Source organism: Streptomyces crystallinus (assembly GCF_039521265.1).
Classification (GTDB): Bacteria; Actinomycetota; Actinomycetes; order Streptomycetales; family Streptomycetaceae; genus Streptomyces; species Streptomyces crystallinus.
The window spans coordinates 100,479-115,603 of sequence record NZ_BAAACA010000016.1 but is presented as its reverse complement, the minus strand read 5'-3'; the positions used below and the strand labels follow the sequence as shown (position 1 = coordinate 115,603).

The following is a 15,125-nucleotide window of genomic DNA, read 5'->3' as shown; positions in this document are numbered from 1 at the left end:
CCCTAGGTGGCTAGGGGCGCGGGGAACTGCGCGAGCAACCCAGCACGGTCCGCAGCCGAAAAGCGGGGTGCAGGGGCCACAGGCCCCGCGCGTGGTTCGGGGGCGCAGCCCCACCCGGCCGCCCGCCAGAGGGCTTTCGGGAAGGGGCGGGGTGGGGAATTCAGCCCCGGAGCCACGCCGTCACCTGCTCCCGTAGCTCCCGCTTCACCACCTTCCCCGTCGCATTGCGCGGCAACGGCACCCCCCGCACCACCACATGCACGGGCACCTTGTACGCGGCGAGGGTGCGGGACGCGTAGTCCCGCAGCTCGGCAGGGGTGACCGGGGAGGACAGGTGCACCACCGCCGCCACCTCCTCCCCCAGCTCCCCGTGGGGAACCCCCACCACCGCCGCGTCCCGCACCGCCGGATGCCCTTGCAGGACCGACTCGACCTCCACGCAGTACACGTTCTCGCCGCCCCGGATCACCACGTCCTTGATCCGGTCGACGACGGCGATCCGGCCGTCCCGGGCGAGCGCCAGGTCGCCGGTACGGAACCAGCCGTCCACGAACGCCGCCTCCGTGGCGGCGGCGTCGTTCCAGTAGCCGCGTACGTTCGCCTGGGCGCGCAGCCAGAGCTCGCCCACCTCCCCGTCGGGCAGGTCGCTCCCGTCCTCCCCGACGACCCGTACCTCGGTGGTGGGCGTCGGGCGCCCCACGCTGCCCGGCCACTCCCGGTACTCCGCACCGAAGTTGGCCAGCACTCCCCCGCTGGTCTCGGTCAGCCCGTACCCGTTGCGCGGCTCCACCCGCTCCCCGTACCGCTCGGTGAGCCGTCCCACCAGGGTGGGCGGCGCGGCCGAGCCGCCGGTGTTGAACATCCGCAGCGACTCCATCGGGTCGCCGGCCCGCTCGGCCTCGTCGAGCAGGCGCAGCGCGGTGGTGGGGACGCCCGCGTAGTGGGTCACGCCGTGCTCGCGGATCAGACCGAGCGCCCGCGCCGCGTCCCACTTGGGCATCATGACCAGGGTGCCGCCCGAGCCCATCACCGAGTAGAAGCCGCTGAACCCGGCGACGTGGAAGAACGGGTAGGTCACCAGCGACACCGGGGCGGGGCCCTGGCCCGGCACCAGGCCCCGGCCGAGCGCGGAGGCCGCCGCGTGGAAGCGCGGGTTCATCGCCGCCCCGGCCTGGGCCAGGTGCGTGGCGACGGCGCCCTTGGGGCGGCCGGTGGTGCCGGAGGTGTAGATGATCGTGGCGTCGTCCTCCGGCGAGACCGGCACGTCCGGCGGCCCGGCGGCGGGGTCGGCCGGGCCCAGCTCCTCGTACGCCTCGAAGCCCTCGGGCAGCGCGCCCGCGCCCGCGCCCGCGAAGACGACACCGCGCACCTTCGCCGCGCGCGCCCAGGCCTCGACCCTCGCCAGCCGCTCCCCGTCCACCAGTAGCACGCCCGGCGCGCAGTCGTCCAGCGCGTACGTGAGCTCCGCCTCGGTCCACCAGGCGTTCAGCGGCACGGCCACCAGCCCGGCGAGCTGGGTGGCCCAGAACGCGATCTGCCACTCGGGCAGGTTGCGCATCGCCACCGCCGCCCGGTCGCCCTTGCGCAGCCCGTACTCCCCCACCAGGCGCCGGGCGAGCGCGGAGGCCGCCGCGAAGAACTCGGCGTAGGTGTGGGTGCCGCTCTCCGCCACGAGGAAGGGCCGGTCCCCGTACGCCCAGGTGACCTCCACGAACTCGCGCAGGGTCCGCGGCCCCCCGCTGTACACCAGCGCCCCGTCCGGCCCCCGCTCGACGGCGAACGGCGCTCCGGGCGCGGTGAGGAGCGCTTCTGCGGCGGCGGGGGTGTACGACGGCACGAGGTGCCCTCCTTGGCGGCGGGTGCGGGGCGCGGGGCTCCTCGTAACATAAACGCCGTCTCAGCGGATGCGGAGACCGCCGAGGTAGGACTGGACGTTGCGACGGGTCTCGGGGACCGAGTCACCGCCGAACTTCTCCGCCACCGCGTCCGCCAGGACCAGCGCGACCATGGCCTCGGCCACGATCCCGGCCGCCGGAACGGCACAGACGTCCGAGCGCTGGTGGTGCGCCTTCGCCGCCTCGCCCGTCACCACGTCGATCGTCGCCAGCGCACGCGGCACCGTCGCGATCGGCTTCATCGCCGCCCGTACACGCAACAGCTCACCGGTGGTCAGACCGCCCTCGGTGCCGCCGGAGCGGCCGGAGGTGCGCTTGACGCCCTCGGCGGTCTTCACGATCTCGTCGTGCGCCTTCGAACCCGGCACCCGGGCCAGGTCGAAGCCGTCACCGACCTCGACACCCTTGATCGCCTGGATGCCCATCAGGGCGGCGGCGAGACGCGCGTCCAGACGCCGGTCCCAGTGGACGTGTGAGCCCAGGCCGACGGGTACGCCGTACGCCAGCACCTCCACCACACCACCCAGGGTGTCGCCGTCCTTGTGAGCCTGGTCGATCTCCGCCACCATCGCCTTCGACGCGTCCGCGTCCAGGCAGCGCACCGGGTCCGCGTCCAGCCTCTCGACATCGGCCGGGGTCGGGTACACGCCGTACGGCGCCTTCGCGGCGGCCAACTCCACCACGTGCGAGACCACCTCGATCCCCGCCGTCTCCTTCAGGAACGAGCGCGCCACCGCGCCCAGCGCCACCCTCGCCGCCGTCTCCCGGGCGCTGGCGCGCTCCAGGATCGGGCGGGCCTCGTCGAAGCCGTACTTCTGCATCCCCGCCAGATCCGCGTGCCCAGGCCGGGGACGCGTCAGCGGCGCGTTGCGGGCCAGGCCCGCCAGTACCTCCGGGTCCACCGGATCGGCCGACATCACCTGCTCCCACTTGGGCCACTCCGTGTTGCCCACCATGACCGCGATCGGCGAACCCATCGACAGACCGTGGCGGACACCGCCCAGGAACGTGACCTCGTCGCGCTCGAACTTCATCCGCGCGCCGCGCCCGTACCCCAGGCGCCGCCGGGCCAGCTGGTCGGCGACCAGGTCGGTGGTGACCGGGACCCCGGCCGGAAGGCCCTCCAGCGTCGCCACCAGTGCGGGGCCGTGCGACTCCCCCGCCGTCAGCCAGCGCAACCTGCTCAACGTGCCTCACCCGCGAGCGGGCCCACACAGGAGCGGACGACACCGGTGAGCGCCTCGGCGAGGATCCGTACGCCGTCCTCGGTGAGCACCGACTCGGCGTGGAACTGCATCGAGGCGAAGCCGGGGCCGCGCAGCGCGTGCACCTCGCCGGTGTCCGGGTCGCGGCTGATCTCGATGACGCCGTGGTCGGGGTGGGTGAGCTTGTCGTCGGCACTGCGGGCCGCGAACGCGTTGTAGAAGCCGACCCGCTCGTACGCGCCGAACAGGTCGATCTCCTTCTGCACGCCCTGGTTGGGGGTGCCGCGGCGGGCGAGGCCGAGGCCGAGCAGGGTGGAGAGGACCTGGTGGCTGAGGCAGACCGCGACGAACGGGCGCCGCTCGTCGAGGAGCCGGGTCACCGCCTTGCGCAGATGCGCGATCTTGGGGTGGCCGGTCTCGCGGGGGTCGCCCGGGCCGGGGCCCATGACGACCAGGTCGTGGCCGTCGACGTCGTACGGCTCGTCGAACCGGCGGACCGTCACATCCAGTCCCAGGGCCGCCAGTTCATGGCCGATCATCGAGGTGAAGGTGTCCTCGGCGTCGACGATCAGCACCCTGCGGCCGGCCAGCTCCTCGGCGGGTGCCGCGCGCTCCTCGGGGTCACGCAGCCAGAAGCGGGCGATCCGGTCGTTGCGCCGCTCCAGCGCCTCGCGCACCAGGGCGTGCCCGGCGAAGCGCTCGGCCTGGCCCGCGCCGGGCGCGCCGGTGGCGCCCGCGTCGAGCGCGGCGAGCAGGCCCGCGGCCTTGGCCCGGGTCTCGGCGACCTCGCTCACCGGGTCGGAGTGGCGCACCAGGGTGGCGCCGACGCCGATGCTGAGCCGTCCCTCGTCGCTGATGTCGGTGGTGCGGATGAGGATGGCGGAGTCCATGGTGCGCCCGCCCCGTCCGTCGCGGCCGATCAGGGCCATGACGCCGCTGTAGTAGCCGCGCCCCTCCGGCTCGTACCGGGTGATCACCTTGCAGGCGCTCTCCAGCGGGCTGCCGGTGACGGTGGGGGCGAACATCGTCTCGCGCAGGATGTCCCGCACGTCGTGGTCGGTGCGGCCCTCGATGAAGTACTCGGTGTGCGCGAGACGGCCCATCTCCTTGAGGTAGGGGCCGACGACGCGGCCCCCGCCCGCGCAGATCCGCGCCATCATCTTGAGTTCCTCGTCGACGACCATATAGAGCTCGTCGGCCTCCTTGCGGTCGGCCAGGAAGGCCATCACGCCGGGCAGATCGGGGCCCGCCGCCGGGTAGCGGTAGGTGCCGCTGATGGGGTTCATCACGGCGGTGCCGCCGTGCAGGCTGACGTGCCGCTCGGGGCTGGCGCCGACGAAGGTGCGCCCGCCGGTGTGCACCAGGAACGTCCAGTACGCGCCGGACTCCCGCTCGACCAGGCGGCGGAAGAAGGACAGCGCGCTGTGCGGGGTGTACGGGGTGATGTCCGCGACGAACGCCCGCTTGATGACGAAGTTGGCGCCCTCCCCGTTGCCGATCTCGCGCTCGATGACCTCGCGCACGATCTCGGCGTAGCTGTCGTCGTCCACGTCGAAGCGGCCGTCGGTGAGGGTGACCGGCTCGTTCGGCAGCCGTCGCAGGGCGTCCGTGAGCGGCAGCTCGCCCTGCTCGGCCACGGACATGACGAGCAGCGGCTCACCGTCGTCGGTGCTGGTGAAGCCGCGCTCGGAGATCTGCCGGTACGGGACGACCGCCAGCACCTCGTGGCGGGAGCCCGGGCCGGCGGGGGCGGCGGGCAGCGGGATGTCCGCCAGCGCGTCGACCGCCGAGACCTCGCCGAGGAGCACTTCGAGGACCTCGCGGCCCAGGGTCTCGGGCCGGTGCAGCAGGGCGTACGCGGCGGGCTCACGGGCCAAAACGCGGCCCAACAGGTCCTGGTCCGCCGGGATTCGGGGCTCGCTCATCGGCCCGCCCCGTCCTCGGGGGCGAGCTCGGCGAGGACCGCCTTGGTGGTGGTGACCACGGCACAGCGCTCGGCCGCGTAGTCCAGGGCGAGGCGGTGGTACTGCTCGGAGAAGTCCGCGACCGCGTCGGCGACCAGGAAGGGCTGGATGTCGTTGGTGAACGCCTCCACCGCCGACATCAGCACGCCCACATGCGCGTACACCCCGCAGATCACCAGCTGGTCGCGGCCCGCCGCGCGCATCCGCTCCAGCAGGTCCGACTTGAAGAACGCGCTGTAGCGCCACTTGGTGAACACCCAGTCGTCCGCGCCCGGTTCGAGCTCGTCGACGACCTGGCGGTCCTCCGGGGCGACCCGCATGCCCGGGCCCCAGAAGTCCTTCAGCAGCCCGCGCTCCTGCTCGCTCATCCCGCCGGGCTGGGCGGTGTAGGCGACCGGGATCCCGGCGGCGGCGCAGCTCTCGCGCAGCAGCGCGGCGTTGCGCACCAGGGCGCCGCCGGGCGACTGGTCCGCCGGGAACGGCCGCAGGAAGTAGCGCTGCATGTCGTGGACGAGCAGTACCGCGCGGCTCCTGTCGACCTTCCAGGTCGCGGTGTTAGCGGGGATGTCGCCCTCGGAGGGCATCGGGTACGGGTCGATGGTGGGCAGGCCCGCCATGGGGTTCCTTTCGCTGTGCCGAGCGCTCCGCCGGACGGGAGGTTCGCCGGCTGCGGGTTGTCTGTGGCTGGTCGCGCCCACGCGGCGGAGCCGTAAGGGTCACGGCCCCGCGCCCCTCGGGGCGCGGGTGGCGTCAGCCGAGCCAGGCCGAGGCCACCGAGACGGCCTGGCGCGGGTTGAGGCGCGGGTCGCAGAAGCTCGTGTACTTGTCGCCGACCTCGTGCAGCCGGTCCTGGTCCATGACGCACTCGGTGACGTCGTCGGGGGTGGTCTCCAGATGGATGCCGCCGGCCGTGCCGCCCGCCGCGGTGACCGCGCGGTGGAACTCCACGACCTCCCGTACGACCGTCTTCACCAGCCGGGTCTTGAGTCCGTCGGGGCCGTTGACGGTGTTGCCGTGCATCGGGTCGGTCAGCCAGATCACCGGGTGGCCCGCCGCGCGCACCGCCGCCACCAGCGCCGGCAGCCGCTCCCCCACGGTGTCCGCGCCCATCCGGGCGATCAGCGTGAGGCGGCCGGGCACCCGGTCGGGGTCGAGCCGCTCGCACAGCGCCAGCAGGTCGGCCGAGGTCATCCCCGGGCCCACCTTGCAGGCCACCGGGTTGGCCACGGCCGCGAGCAGCGCCACATGGGCGCCGTCGAGCTGGCGGGTGCGCTCCCCGATCCACGGCCAGTGCGTGGAGGTGAGCAGCAGCCGGCCGTCGTCCTGGGTGCGGACCATAGGCAGTTCGTAGTCGAGGAGCAGGGCCTCGTGGCTGGTCCACACCGGCGCCTCGTGGCGGGCGCCGCGGGCCGGGCCGCTCCAGCCGAGCAGCTCCAGGATGCCGCGCGCGGACCGGTAGCCGGTGAGCATCCGGGTCGGGTCGGGCCTGCGCAGCTCGGGGTCGGGCTCGGGGGCGTTGACCATGTGGCCGCGGTAGACGGGCAGTTCGACCCCGCCGACCGTCTCGGTGGGGCGGGAGCGGGGCTTGCCGTACTGGCCCGCCAGCCGGCCGACCCGCAGGACGGGCTTGTGCGAGGTCATCCGCATGACCCCGGCGAGCATGTCGAGCAGCCCCACCTTGCGGGCCACGTCGCCGTGGCTGTTCTCCGCCCAGTCCTCGGCGCAGTCGCCGGACTGGACGATCTGGACCCGCCCGGCGGCGACCTCGGCCAGCCGCGCGCGCAGCTGGTCGACGTCGTCGGCCTCGACGAGCGGCGGCAGCGCGGCGAGCTCCTGCCCGACCCGTACGAGCTCGGCGTGGCCGTCCCAGTCCGGTTGCTGCGCTGCGGGCAACGAGCGGAGGAACGTGTGGACGCTGTTCACCTGATACCTCCCAGGGTGGCGTGGCACCGCTCACCCGAAAGGCGGATCAGGAGGCGGCCGGACGCCGACTCTCGCCGACGGCGGGAGGAAAACCGAAGCCCGTTTGCCGGACTCCGTGAAATGCGGGCGGGTTCTGGGCCGGACTTGACGGAGTGTCCGTCCGGGGCCGCCGTCGGGTTCCGGCCGTGCCGTGCCCCGGCGACTTGCGCGCGCACCGCGCGACCGGACACACCCCGGCGCCGGTGGCGCAGTCACCATCGGGGCGCACGGTACCGCCTGGCCGCCCGCCGTGAACGGGTGGGCGGGCGGGGCCGCAGTGACGAGCCACCCACCGACCGCCGCGATGGGGTGCCCCCTGCACCTCGCCCCGCACAGCGACTCCCGGCCATTCTCGAAGAGGTGGCTTCGACGAGCCGCCCAGAGCTTTTAGGGGGTTTCTGTGAGCGTTCCCGCTGGCAGTATCAGGTCTGTTCGGAGCCGTGGCACCATTCCGCCGCAACGCACCTCACCGGCGGTCGCGTACGAGCGCGAGTTCATGCTCAGGGACATGAGCAGCACGCTGTTCGCGTCCCTGCCCAGGCGGGACCAGCGCCACAAGGGGGAGCAGTATCTGCGCGGGCTGCTCACGGCGAAGGGGCGCCGGTCCATCCGCAACGTGGCGGCCTGCCTGGGCGATCCGACCCTGGAGCAGACCCTCCACCACTTCATCTGCAACTCCACCTGGGAGTGGCAGCCGGTGCGCGAGGCGCTGGCCTGCTGGCTCGGCCAGGTGATCTCCCCGCAGGCCTGGGTGGTGCGGCAGATGTCCATCCCCAAGTCCGGGCACCACTCGGTGGGCGTGGGGCGCAGCTTCGACCTGTACCGCAACCAGATGTTCCACGGCCAGCAGGCCTTCGGGGTGTGGTGTGCCTCCGAGGAGGCGGCGGCGCCGGTGAACTGGCGGCTGGTGCTGCCCGGGCGGCCGGGCGAGGGTACGCCGTCGGGCGCCTCCGGCGGAAGGTACTCCGGCCACACCGTCGAGACGCCCGAGGAGTGCGCCACCACCGCGGCCCTGGAGTTCGCGACCCTGCACGGCGCCCCGCTGCTGCCGGTGGTGCTCGATCTGCCGGTCCGCGACCCGGACGCGCTGGTGCGGCGGTTCGGGGCGGCCGGGGTGCCGGTGCTCGTCCGGGTGGGGACCGGGGCCCGGTTCACCGTGGAGGAGCCCGCGCTCGCCCGGTTCGGCACCGGCCCGCTGCCGGTGCAGCGCATCCTCGACTCGGTCAAGGGGCGCCGTCAGCGGGTCGGCAGGTTCGACCCGGGCGCGCCCTCGGGCGTACGGCACGCCGCCGCGGTGAAGGTGCGGGTGGGTCCGGCGACGGGGGCGCCGGTGTCGCGGGATGTGCGCCAGGGCGGTCTGGCGCTGCTCGGGGAGTGGGAGGAGCAGCACCGGGCGCCCTCGCAGCTGTGGCTCACCAACATGGGCAGTGTGCCCGCGTCCACGCTGCTGAGCCTGACCCGGCTGGCCGACCGGGTCGGCCGGGACCTCGCGGACCACGGGGACCGGGCCGGGCTGCGGGACTTCGAGGGGCGCTCCCTGCGGGGCTGGCACTGCCATATGACACTGGCCTCGGCGGCCCACGCCGTGCAGGTGCTGACCGCGGACCGGGCGCGGGAGGAGGGCTACTTCCCCAAGGTGTCCTGAGTCCCCTCGGCGGGCTCCCGCTGGCCGAGGACCGCCTCGCGCCGGCGGCGCAGCACGTCCCGGGCGCGCAGCAGCCGCAGCGCCAGCTGGGCCTCGGTGGCCCGCTCGGGCTGCTGCCAGCCCGGGCCGAGCAGTTCGGTGATGCGCTCCAGGCGGCGGGTCACCGTGTTGGGGTGGACGTGCAGTCCGCCCGCCGCGCGGGTGGGGCTGCTGCCCGCGGCGAAGTACGCCTCCATCGTCGGCACCAGGTGCGTCATGCGCTCGGCGTCGTGGTCCAGGACCGGCCCGACGACCGAGGCGACGAACCCGTCGACGTCGTGGTCGTCGGAGAGCAGCAGTCCGAGGAAGCCCAGGTCGTCGATGGAGGCGGCGCTGCCCGCGCCGTCCAGCGCGAGCAGCGCGTCGAAGCAGCGCAGCGCCTCCTGGTAGACCTGGGCCACCGAGGCGAGCGAGGCGGCGGGGCCAGCCGACGCCACGGTGACGGGCTCGGCGAGCAGCGGGGAGAGCTCGCCGGACACCGCGCGGGCGAGCGCCGAGGCGTCGGTGCCGGGCAGCAGCAGCACGATGTCGCCCTCGTGCACCTTCATCAGCCCGGCCCCCCGGTAGGCGTACGAGGACGCCCACACCACCGCCTTGCCGTGCTCCGCGCCCTCGGGCCGGGCCACCACCACGACGTGCGGGGCGTCCGCGTCCAGGCCCAGCTGGGTGGCCTGGCGGGCGAGTTGGCCGGGTGACTGCGGCACCGCGGTGAGCAGCCCGTCGAAGAACTCGTCGCGCAGCGGCCCGTCGGCGACGGCCGTGCTGCGCCGCACCGCGAACATCAGCGAGACGGCCTGCCCCACCGAGCCCAGAAAGGCCCGCTCGTCCTCGGTGAGCGGCCGCTCGGAGCGCAGCAGCACCAGGTCGGGGCCTTCGCCGGCGCTGACCGGGGCCGCCCAGACGTTCTGCGCGACCTCCACCGGGCCGCCCGCCGCGTGCGTCTCCAGGGCGGCCTCGCGGGTTCGCGTCTCGTCGAGGCCGGGCGACTGCCCGGCGCAGGCGAGGGTGCGCCCGCAGGCGTCGCTCACCACGAGCCCGCCGTCCAGCGTCTGGGCGGCGGCCTTGGCGAGCTCGTGCAGATCGCCGCCGCCCAGCACCAGAGCGACGAGCGAGGCCAGCGCCCCGGACAGCTGCCGCATCCGGGCGATGGTGGCGTCCGCGCGCACCCCCGCCTCCTCCAGGGCGGCGATCTCCTTGCGGGAGCGGTCGAGCAGACGCGCCTTCTCCAGGGCGACGGCGGCGAAGTCCGCCAGATAGCGCATGACGCTGATCTCGTCGGGCGTGAAGTGCCGCACGACCCGGTCCGCCCCGTACAACGCGCCGATGGGCACACCGCTCTGACGGATCGGCACCACCATGATGGCGTGCAGGCCCTCGGCCCGGACGACCGCGTCGAGCTGTTCGTCGTGCGGGATCCGGTCGTCGTTGAGGTAGTCGGAGGTCCAGTAGGGCGCGCCGCTCTCGTGCGCCATCTCGCCCAGGCCCCGGCTCTCCTCGACGACCAGGCCCACGTTGAGCGAGGTGGTGTCCCCGTCCGAACTGTGCACATACGACCCGCCGCCGGGCTTGCGCAGACTGATGTAGGCCATGTCGAACCCGAGCAGTCTTCGAGCGCGGCTCGTGATGACCTTGAGCAAGGAGTCGGGGTCGTAGGGAATCGTCATGTCGTGCACGGTGTTGACCAGGTCGGCCATGACCGATTCGCGCTGGCGCCGCTGGTGACTGGAGGCCTGGATTTTCAGGGCGAGCCGGGTCGCTCTTTCCAGTTCCTCCAGCGGGATGCGCGGCATCTTTTCGCGGCGGGCGCGGTCGAGCAACTCCTGAAAGTGCCCCGGGGGTGAATCAAGTGCGAGCAGTTCCAGAACGGCCAGTGCCGGGGCATCCGAGAATGCCTTGTCATCCACCATGTCGCCGCCCCCCATAGGCTCGAAACAGGGCGCAAGCCCTCATCGAACTTACGTTCCTCCGTAGGGTGGGTCAAGTTGCTGACCAGCGGACGGCACCGCCCCGAGCGGCTGCCGAGGCGAAACAATTAGGGGGCGGGATGACCGAAATCAAGAACTATCTCCGGTCGTTGGAGCGAAGCCGCGCGGCGCTGCGGAGCAAGGACCGGCCGCGCACCTTCACGCTGGCCGGACACGAGTGGGATCTGCTGGACGGGGTGTTCGCCCCGCCGTTCTCCGCGTCGACCGGCGCGGCCATGGAGTTACTCGGCCTGACGGGCCCTCAGCCCCGACCCTGGCGGGGCTCGTTACTGGAGGTCGGCAGCGGGACCGGAGTGATCGCGGTCACCGCCGCGCTCGCGGGCGGCGAGCCGGTGACGGCCCTGGACATCAACGAGCAGGCGGTGCGCAACACCGCCCTGAACGCCCGGCGGCACGGCGTCGCGGACCGGCTCACCGCCGTGCACAGCGACCTGTTCGACGCGCTCGGCCCCGACGAGCGCTACGACACCGTCTACTGGCACTCCAACTTCGTGCTCGCCCCGCCCACGTACCGCCACGAGACCGTCCACGAACAGGCCTACGTCGACCCGGGCTACCGCACCCACCGTCGCTATCTGGCCGAGGCCCCGGCCTTCGCCGCCCCCGGTGGACGGGTGCTGCTCCACTTCAGCGACCGGGGCGACATCGACGCGCTGCACGCCATCGCCGCCGACTGCGGCCGTGCGCTGAACGTCCTGGGAAGCCGCCGCATCGACGAGGGCGCCGAGACCGTCGAGCACATTCTCTACGCGATAACAGCGCCATGAGGAAAGCCGTCCGGACGCTGCTGGTCGACAACTACGACTCGTTTACGTTCAATCTCTTCCACTCCCTCGCCCGGGTGGGCGGGGCGGAACCGGTCGTCGTGCGCAATGACGATCCGGGATGGGATTCGGCGCGGCTCGCTGAATTCGACAATGTCGTGATTTCCCCGGGGCCCGGACATCCCGGCCGCGCGGCCGACTTCGGAATGTGCCGGGACATCGTCGACCGTACGGGTATTCCCCTTCTCGGGATCTGTCTGGGCCACCAGGGTGCCGCGCTGGCGCTCGGCGGAGCGGTCGGCCCCGCCCCCGAGCCGCGCCACGGCCGCACCTCGCCCGTCCTGCACACCGGCGAGGACCTGTTCAGGGGCGTGCCCTCGCCGTTCGAGGCCGTGCGCTACCACTCGCTGGCCGTCACCTCGCTGCCCGCGGAGATGGAGGCGGTGGCCTGGACGGCGGACGGCGTCCTGATGGGCCACCGCCACCGGCACCGGCCGCTGTGGGGCCTCCAGTTCCACCCGGAGTCCGTCCTCACCGAGTACGGCGAGGAACTCCTGGCGAATTTCACGGAGTTGACGCGCGAGTGGCACCGCGCACGGGGCACGGACGTGGTCCGCCGCCCCCTCGTGCGTACCGCGAGAACCACCGGCGCGGCGGCGGGCGAGGACGAGGCGGCGCCGCGCAAACTGCGCGTCCTGGAAGAGCGGCTGCCCACCCGCTGGAGCGACGAGAGCGCCTTCCACCGGCTGTTCGGGCAGAGCCCGTACGCCTTCTGGCTGGACAGCAGCCGGCCCGACGCGGACACCGGCCGCTTCTCCGTCCTCGGCGACGCGGCGGGCCCGCTCGCCCGGGTGGCGCGCGCCGACGCGTACGGCAGCACCGTCACGGTGGAGTGCGCGGCGGGACGGCGCACGGTGAGCGCCGACTTCCTCGACTGGCTGGATCGCGACCTGCGCTCCCTGCACGCCGAACTCCCCGATCTGCCCTTCGACTTCGCCCTGGGCTGGGTCGGCTATCTCGGCTACGAGCTGAAGGCGCAGTGCGAGGGCGAGGCCGCCCACCGCGCCGAGGACCCGGACGCCGCCCTGGTCTTCGCCGACCGCGCGGTGGTCCTCGACCACCTCACCGGGCTCACCCATCTGCTGGCGCTCACCGAGGAGGGCGAGGAGGACGCGGCGCGCGCCTGGCTGGACGCGACCGCGCGGGCCCTGGAGTCGGTGGCGGGCCAGGAGCTCGCCGAGCCCGCCGCACCGGCCACGCCGTCCGCCATCCGGCTGCGGCACGACCGGGACGCGTATCTGCGCCTCATCGACGTCTGCCGGCGACAGATCGCGGCGGGCGAGACCTACGAGGTCTGTCTGACCAACCAGGCCGAGGCCGCGTTCGACGGCGACCCCTGGGAGGCCTACCGGCTGCTGCGCCGCGTCAGCCCGGCCCCGTACGGCGCGCTGCTGCGGTTCGGGCGGCTCGGGGTGCTCAGCACCTCGCCCGAGCGGTTCCTGCGGGTGGCGGCGGACGGCACGGTCACCTCCGAGCCCATCAAGGGCACCCGGCCGCGCGGGGCGACGCCGGAGCAGGACGCGGCGCTGGTGGCACAGCTGCGGGCGGACGAGAAGGACCGGGCGGAGAACCTGATGATCGTGGACCTGGTCCGCAACGACCTGGGCCGCAACGCCGAGACCGGCTCGGTCGAGGTCCCGCGCCTGTTCGACGTGGAGACGTACGCGACCGTCCACCAGCTGGTCAGCACGGTACGGGCCCGGCTGCGCCCGGACCGCGGCGCGGTGGACTGTGTGCGCGCCGCGTTCCCGGCGGGCTCGATGACCGGCGCCCCCAAGATCCGCACCATGCGCCTCATCGACGCCCTGGAGGCGGGGCCCCGGGGCGTCTTCTCGGGGGCCATCGGCTACTTCTCGCTCTCCGGCGCCGCCGATCTGAGCGTGGCGATCCGTACGGCGGTGATCACCCCGGGCCGGGTCCGGTACGGGGTCGGCGGGGCGATCACCGCCCTGTCGGACCCGGAGGCCGAGTTCGAGGAGACGGCGGTGAAGTCGGCCCCACTGCTGGCCCTGACCGGCGCCTCCTTCCCCGGCCGCAGACCCTAGGGCCCGCGACCGGGGAAGGAGGGCCCAGAGCCTGTTTCCGGCTCTCAGCCGGCGGCGGGCACGGCGTCCCGTGCCGCCGGGGCCGGGAGCGCCGCGAGGGTGGCGGCGATCTCGTCGGCGCGCCGGGTGAAGGCGGCCACCGCGCTGACGAAGTAGTAGGCACCACGGGTCAGTTCGCCGAGCACGAAGAGGCGGTCGTCGCTCTGCCCGGCGGTGTCGAGCGCCCGGCCGCTCCTCTCGTCGACCCGGATGCCGCCGTGCGGGTGGTCGGCGAGCACCCCGCTGGTGCGGGCGAGCCCCAACAGACCTCCGGCGGACGGCGGTTCGGGCCGGTAGACCGAGGTGACCGCGTTGACCACCAGGTCGGCGCGGTCGTGCTCACCGTCCTCGTACCGCACCAGGAAGCCGTCGCCGTCGCGCTCGACCGTCTCGATCCCGGCGCGCACCCGCAGCCGCTTCTCGTCGCACAGCTCGACCAGTTTGGCGGCGGTGGACCGCGGGATGGGCGAGGCGAAGCTCCACAGCCGGGAGTGCAGGGAGCGCAACACCTGCTCCTTGTCGCCCTCCTCCAGGGCGAGCCACAGGTCCTGGCCGATCTCGATCACCGCGCGCTGGAGGAGCTGGGTGCCGATGTCGTCGGAGAGGCCCTCGTCGAGCTGGCGGCGCAGCCGCTCCTCGGCCGGGGCCGGGTCCATGATGTCGGCGGCGATCGCGGCGAAGTCGCCGCCCGCCGTCTCGACCTCCTCACGGGCCAGCGCCGCGATGTCCGCGAGCCGTACGGGCCGGGGCAGTGCCGCGAGCCGTTCGGCGGTCAGCACCGAGGGCAGCACCCGGGCCGCCTTGCGGCGCACCGAGGGCAGCAGCCCCGACCGCGAGGCCAGGGTGACCCGCCCCTGGTGCCCGAAGGCGCGCAGCGCCATCAGCACATCGGTGGCGATCATGCCGGAGCCGATGACCGCGATCTCGGCGTCCTCGGGGACGTCGGCGAGCGCCTCCCGCAGGGGGTACGGGTCGTCGATGTAGCCGGGGGTGCCGCGCAGCCCGTAGGCGTCGTCGTCGGCGCGGCCGCCCACGCACAGCACCGCGTGGTCCACCCGGACGCTCCCGCCCGCGTACCGGATGACGACGCCGTCCCCGTCGCGCTCGACGGCGGTGGCCGTCTCCTCGACCGAGCGGATCCGCCACCCGGCCGCGCGCAGCGTGTCCAGGGCCTCCTCGACCCCGTCCTCCAGATAGTCGCCGTAGACCGGCCGGGACAGGAAGCGGTGCACGCCCTGCTCGTCCGGGTGCACGGCGAGCCCCTTGGCCTCGGCCCAGCGCACGCCGTGCTCGGGGTCGCCGAGGTACAGGGACATGCCGATCATCGGCCCGTTGGCGAGGACGGCCTCGGTGTCGCGCTGGTAGGCGCGGCCGCGCCAGCGGCCCTCGGGGCGGTCGACGAGGACGAGCTCGCCCGGCTCCGCGAACTGCTCGTGCCGGGCGGCGAGCGCGGCCACCAGCGTGGCCCCCACGGTTCCGCATCCGATGACGCCGATGCCGGTCATGTGGTGCTCCTTTCCTG

Annotated in this window: 10 protein-coding genes; 3 read left to right on the top strand and 7 right to left on the bottom strand. The window is 73.5% G+C overall.

The features are described from left to right. Positions 1-160: 160 nt before the first annotated feature. From ABD236_RS16605 to ABD236_RS16585, 5 genes are all read right to left on the bottom strand, one after another. On the bottom strand, positions 161-1,837 hold the full coding sequence (locus ABD236_RS16605) for a class I adenylate-forming enzyme family protein (RefSeq protein ID WP_344074479.1): 1,677 nt from the start codon (positions 1,835-1,837) through the stop codon (positions 161-163). 60 nt (positions 1,838-1,897) lie between these two features. Then, positions 1,898-3,082, bottom strand: coding sequence for a chorismate synthase (gene aroC / locus ABD236_RS16600; protein ID WP_344074478.1), 1,185 nt, complete (start codon positions 3,080-3,082; stop codon positions 1,898-1,900). Continuing rightward, positions 3,079-5,025, bottom strand: coding sequence for an anthranilate synthase family protein (locus ABD236_RS16595; RefSeq protein ID WP_344074477.1), 1,947 nt, complete (start codon positions 5,023-5,025; stop codon positions 3,079-3,081). The genes aroC and ABD236_RS16595 overlap by 4 nt, the downstream gene beginning before the upstream one ends. Beyond that, positions 5,022-5,681: an isochorismatase family protein gene (locus ABD236_RS16590; RefSeq protein WP_344074475.1), complete on the bottom strand. Its 660-nt coding sequence runs from the start codon at positions 5,679-5,681 to the stop codon at positions 5,022-5,024. Before ABD236_RS16590 ends, ABD236_RS16595 begins: the two co-directional genes overlap by 4 nt. A 133-nt stretch (positions 5,682-5,814) precedes the next feature. Continuing rightward, entirely contained in the window at positions 5,815-6,987 is a 1,173-nt protein-coding gene (locus ABD236_RS16585) for a 3-deoxy-7-phosphoheptulonate synthase (protein WP_344074474.1), read from the bottom strand. Positions 6,988-7,534: 547 nt separating this feature from the next. Here ABD236_RS16585 and ABD236_RS16580 point away from each other — a divergent pair. After that, complete coding sequence (locus tag ABD236_RS16580; protein ID WP_344074473.1) at positions 7,535-8,671, top strand: IS701 family transposase; 1,137 nt, start codon at positions 7,535-7,537, stop codon at positions 8,669-8,671. Here the strand turns inward: ABD236_RS16580 and ABD236_RS16575 are convergent. Continuing rightward, positions 8,650-10,527 (bottom strand): helix-turn-helix domain-containing protein, encoded by a 1,878-nt coding sequence (locus tag ABD236_RS16575; protein WP_344074472.1) that lies wholly within the window; start codon positions 10,525-10,527, stop codon positions 8,650-8,652. The genes ABD236_RS16580 and ABD236_RS16575 overlap by 22 nt on opposite strands. Before the next feature lie 227 nt (positions 10,528-10,754). Here ABD236_RS16575 and ABD236_RS16570 point away from each other — a divergent pair, with 227 nt between their 5' ends. Together ABD236_RS16570 and pabB are read left to right on the top strand one after the other, a co-directional pair. After that, on the top strand, positions 10,755-11,462 hold the full coding sequence (locus tag ABD236_RS16570) for a methyltransferase domain-containing protein (protein WP_344074470.1): 708 nt from the start codon (positions 10,755-10,757) through the stop codon (positions 11,460-11,462). Further along, positions 11,459-13,564: an aminodeoxychorismate synthase component I gene (gene pabB / locus ABD236_RS16565; protein ID WP_344074469.1), complete on the top strand. Its 2,106-nt coding sequence runs from the start codon at positions 11,459-11,461 to the stop codon at positions 13,562-13,564. Before ABD236_RS16570 ends, pabB begins: the two co-directional genes overlap by 4 nt. A gap of 44 nt (positions 13,565-13,608) precedes the next feature. On the opposite strand, the gene ABD236_RS16560 is transcribed toward pabB, so the two are convergent. Next, complete coding sequence (locus ABD236_RS16560) at positions 13,609-15,108, bottom strand: FAD/NAD(P)-binding protein (protein WP_344074468.1); 1,500 nt, start codon at positions 15,106-15,108, stop codon at positions 13,609-13,611. Positions 15,109-15,125 lie beyond the last annotated feature (17 nt).

What these genes read in the sequence shown, in the direction of transcription:
- ABD236_RS16560 (WP_344074468.1), bottom strand. Translation starts at nt 15,108, where the DNA reads ATGACCGGCATCGGCGTCATCGGATGCGGAACCGTGGGGGCCACGCTG.
- pabB (WP_344074469.1), top strand. Translation starts at nt 11,459, where the DNA reads ATGAGGAAAGCCGTCCGGACGCTGCTGGTCGACAACTACGACTCGTTT.
- ABD236_RS16570 (WP_344074470.1), top strand. Translation starts at nt 10,755, where the DNA reads ATGACCGAAATCAAGAACTATCTCCGGTCGTTGGAGCGAAGCCGCGCG.
- ABD236_RS16580 (WP_344074473.1), top strand. Translation starts at nt 7,535, where the DNA reads ATGAGCAGCACGCTGTTCGCGTCCCTGCCCAGGCGGGACCAGCGCCAC.
- ABD236_RS16595 (WP_344074477.1), bottom strand. Translation starts at nt 5,025, where the DNA reads ATGAGCGAGCCCCGAATCCCGGCGGACCAGGACCTGTTGGGCCGCGTT.
- ABD236_RS16590 (WP_344074475.1), bottom strand. Translation starts at nt 5,681, where the DNA reads ATGGCGGGCCTGCCCACCATCGACCCGTACCCGATGCCCTCCGAGGGC.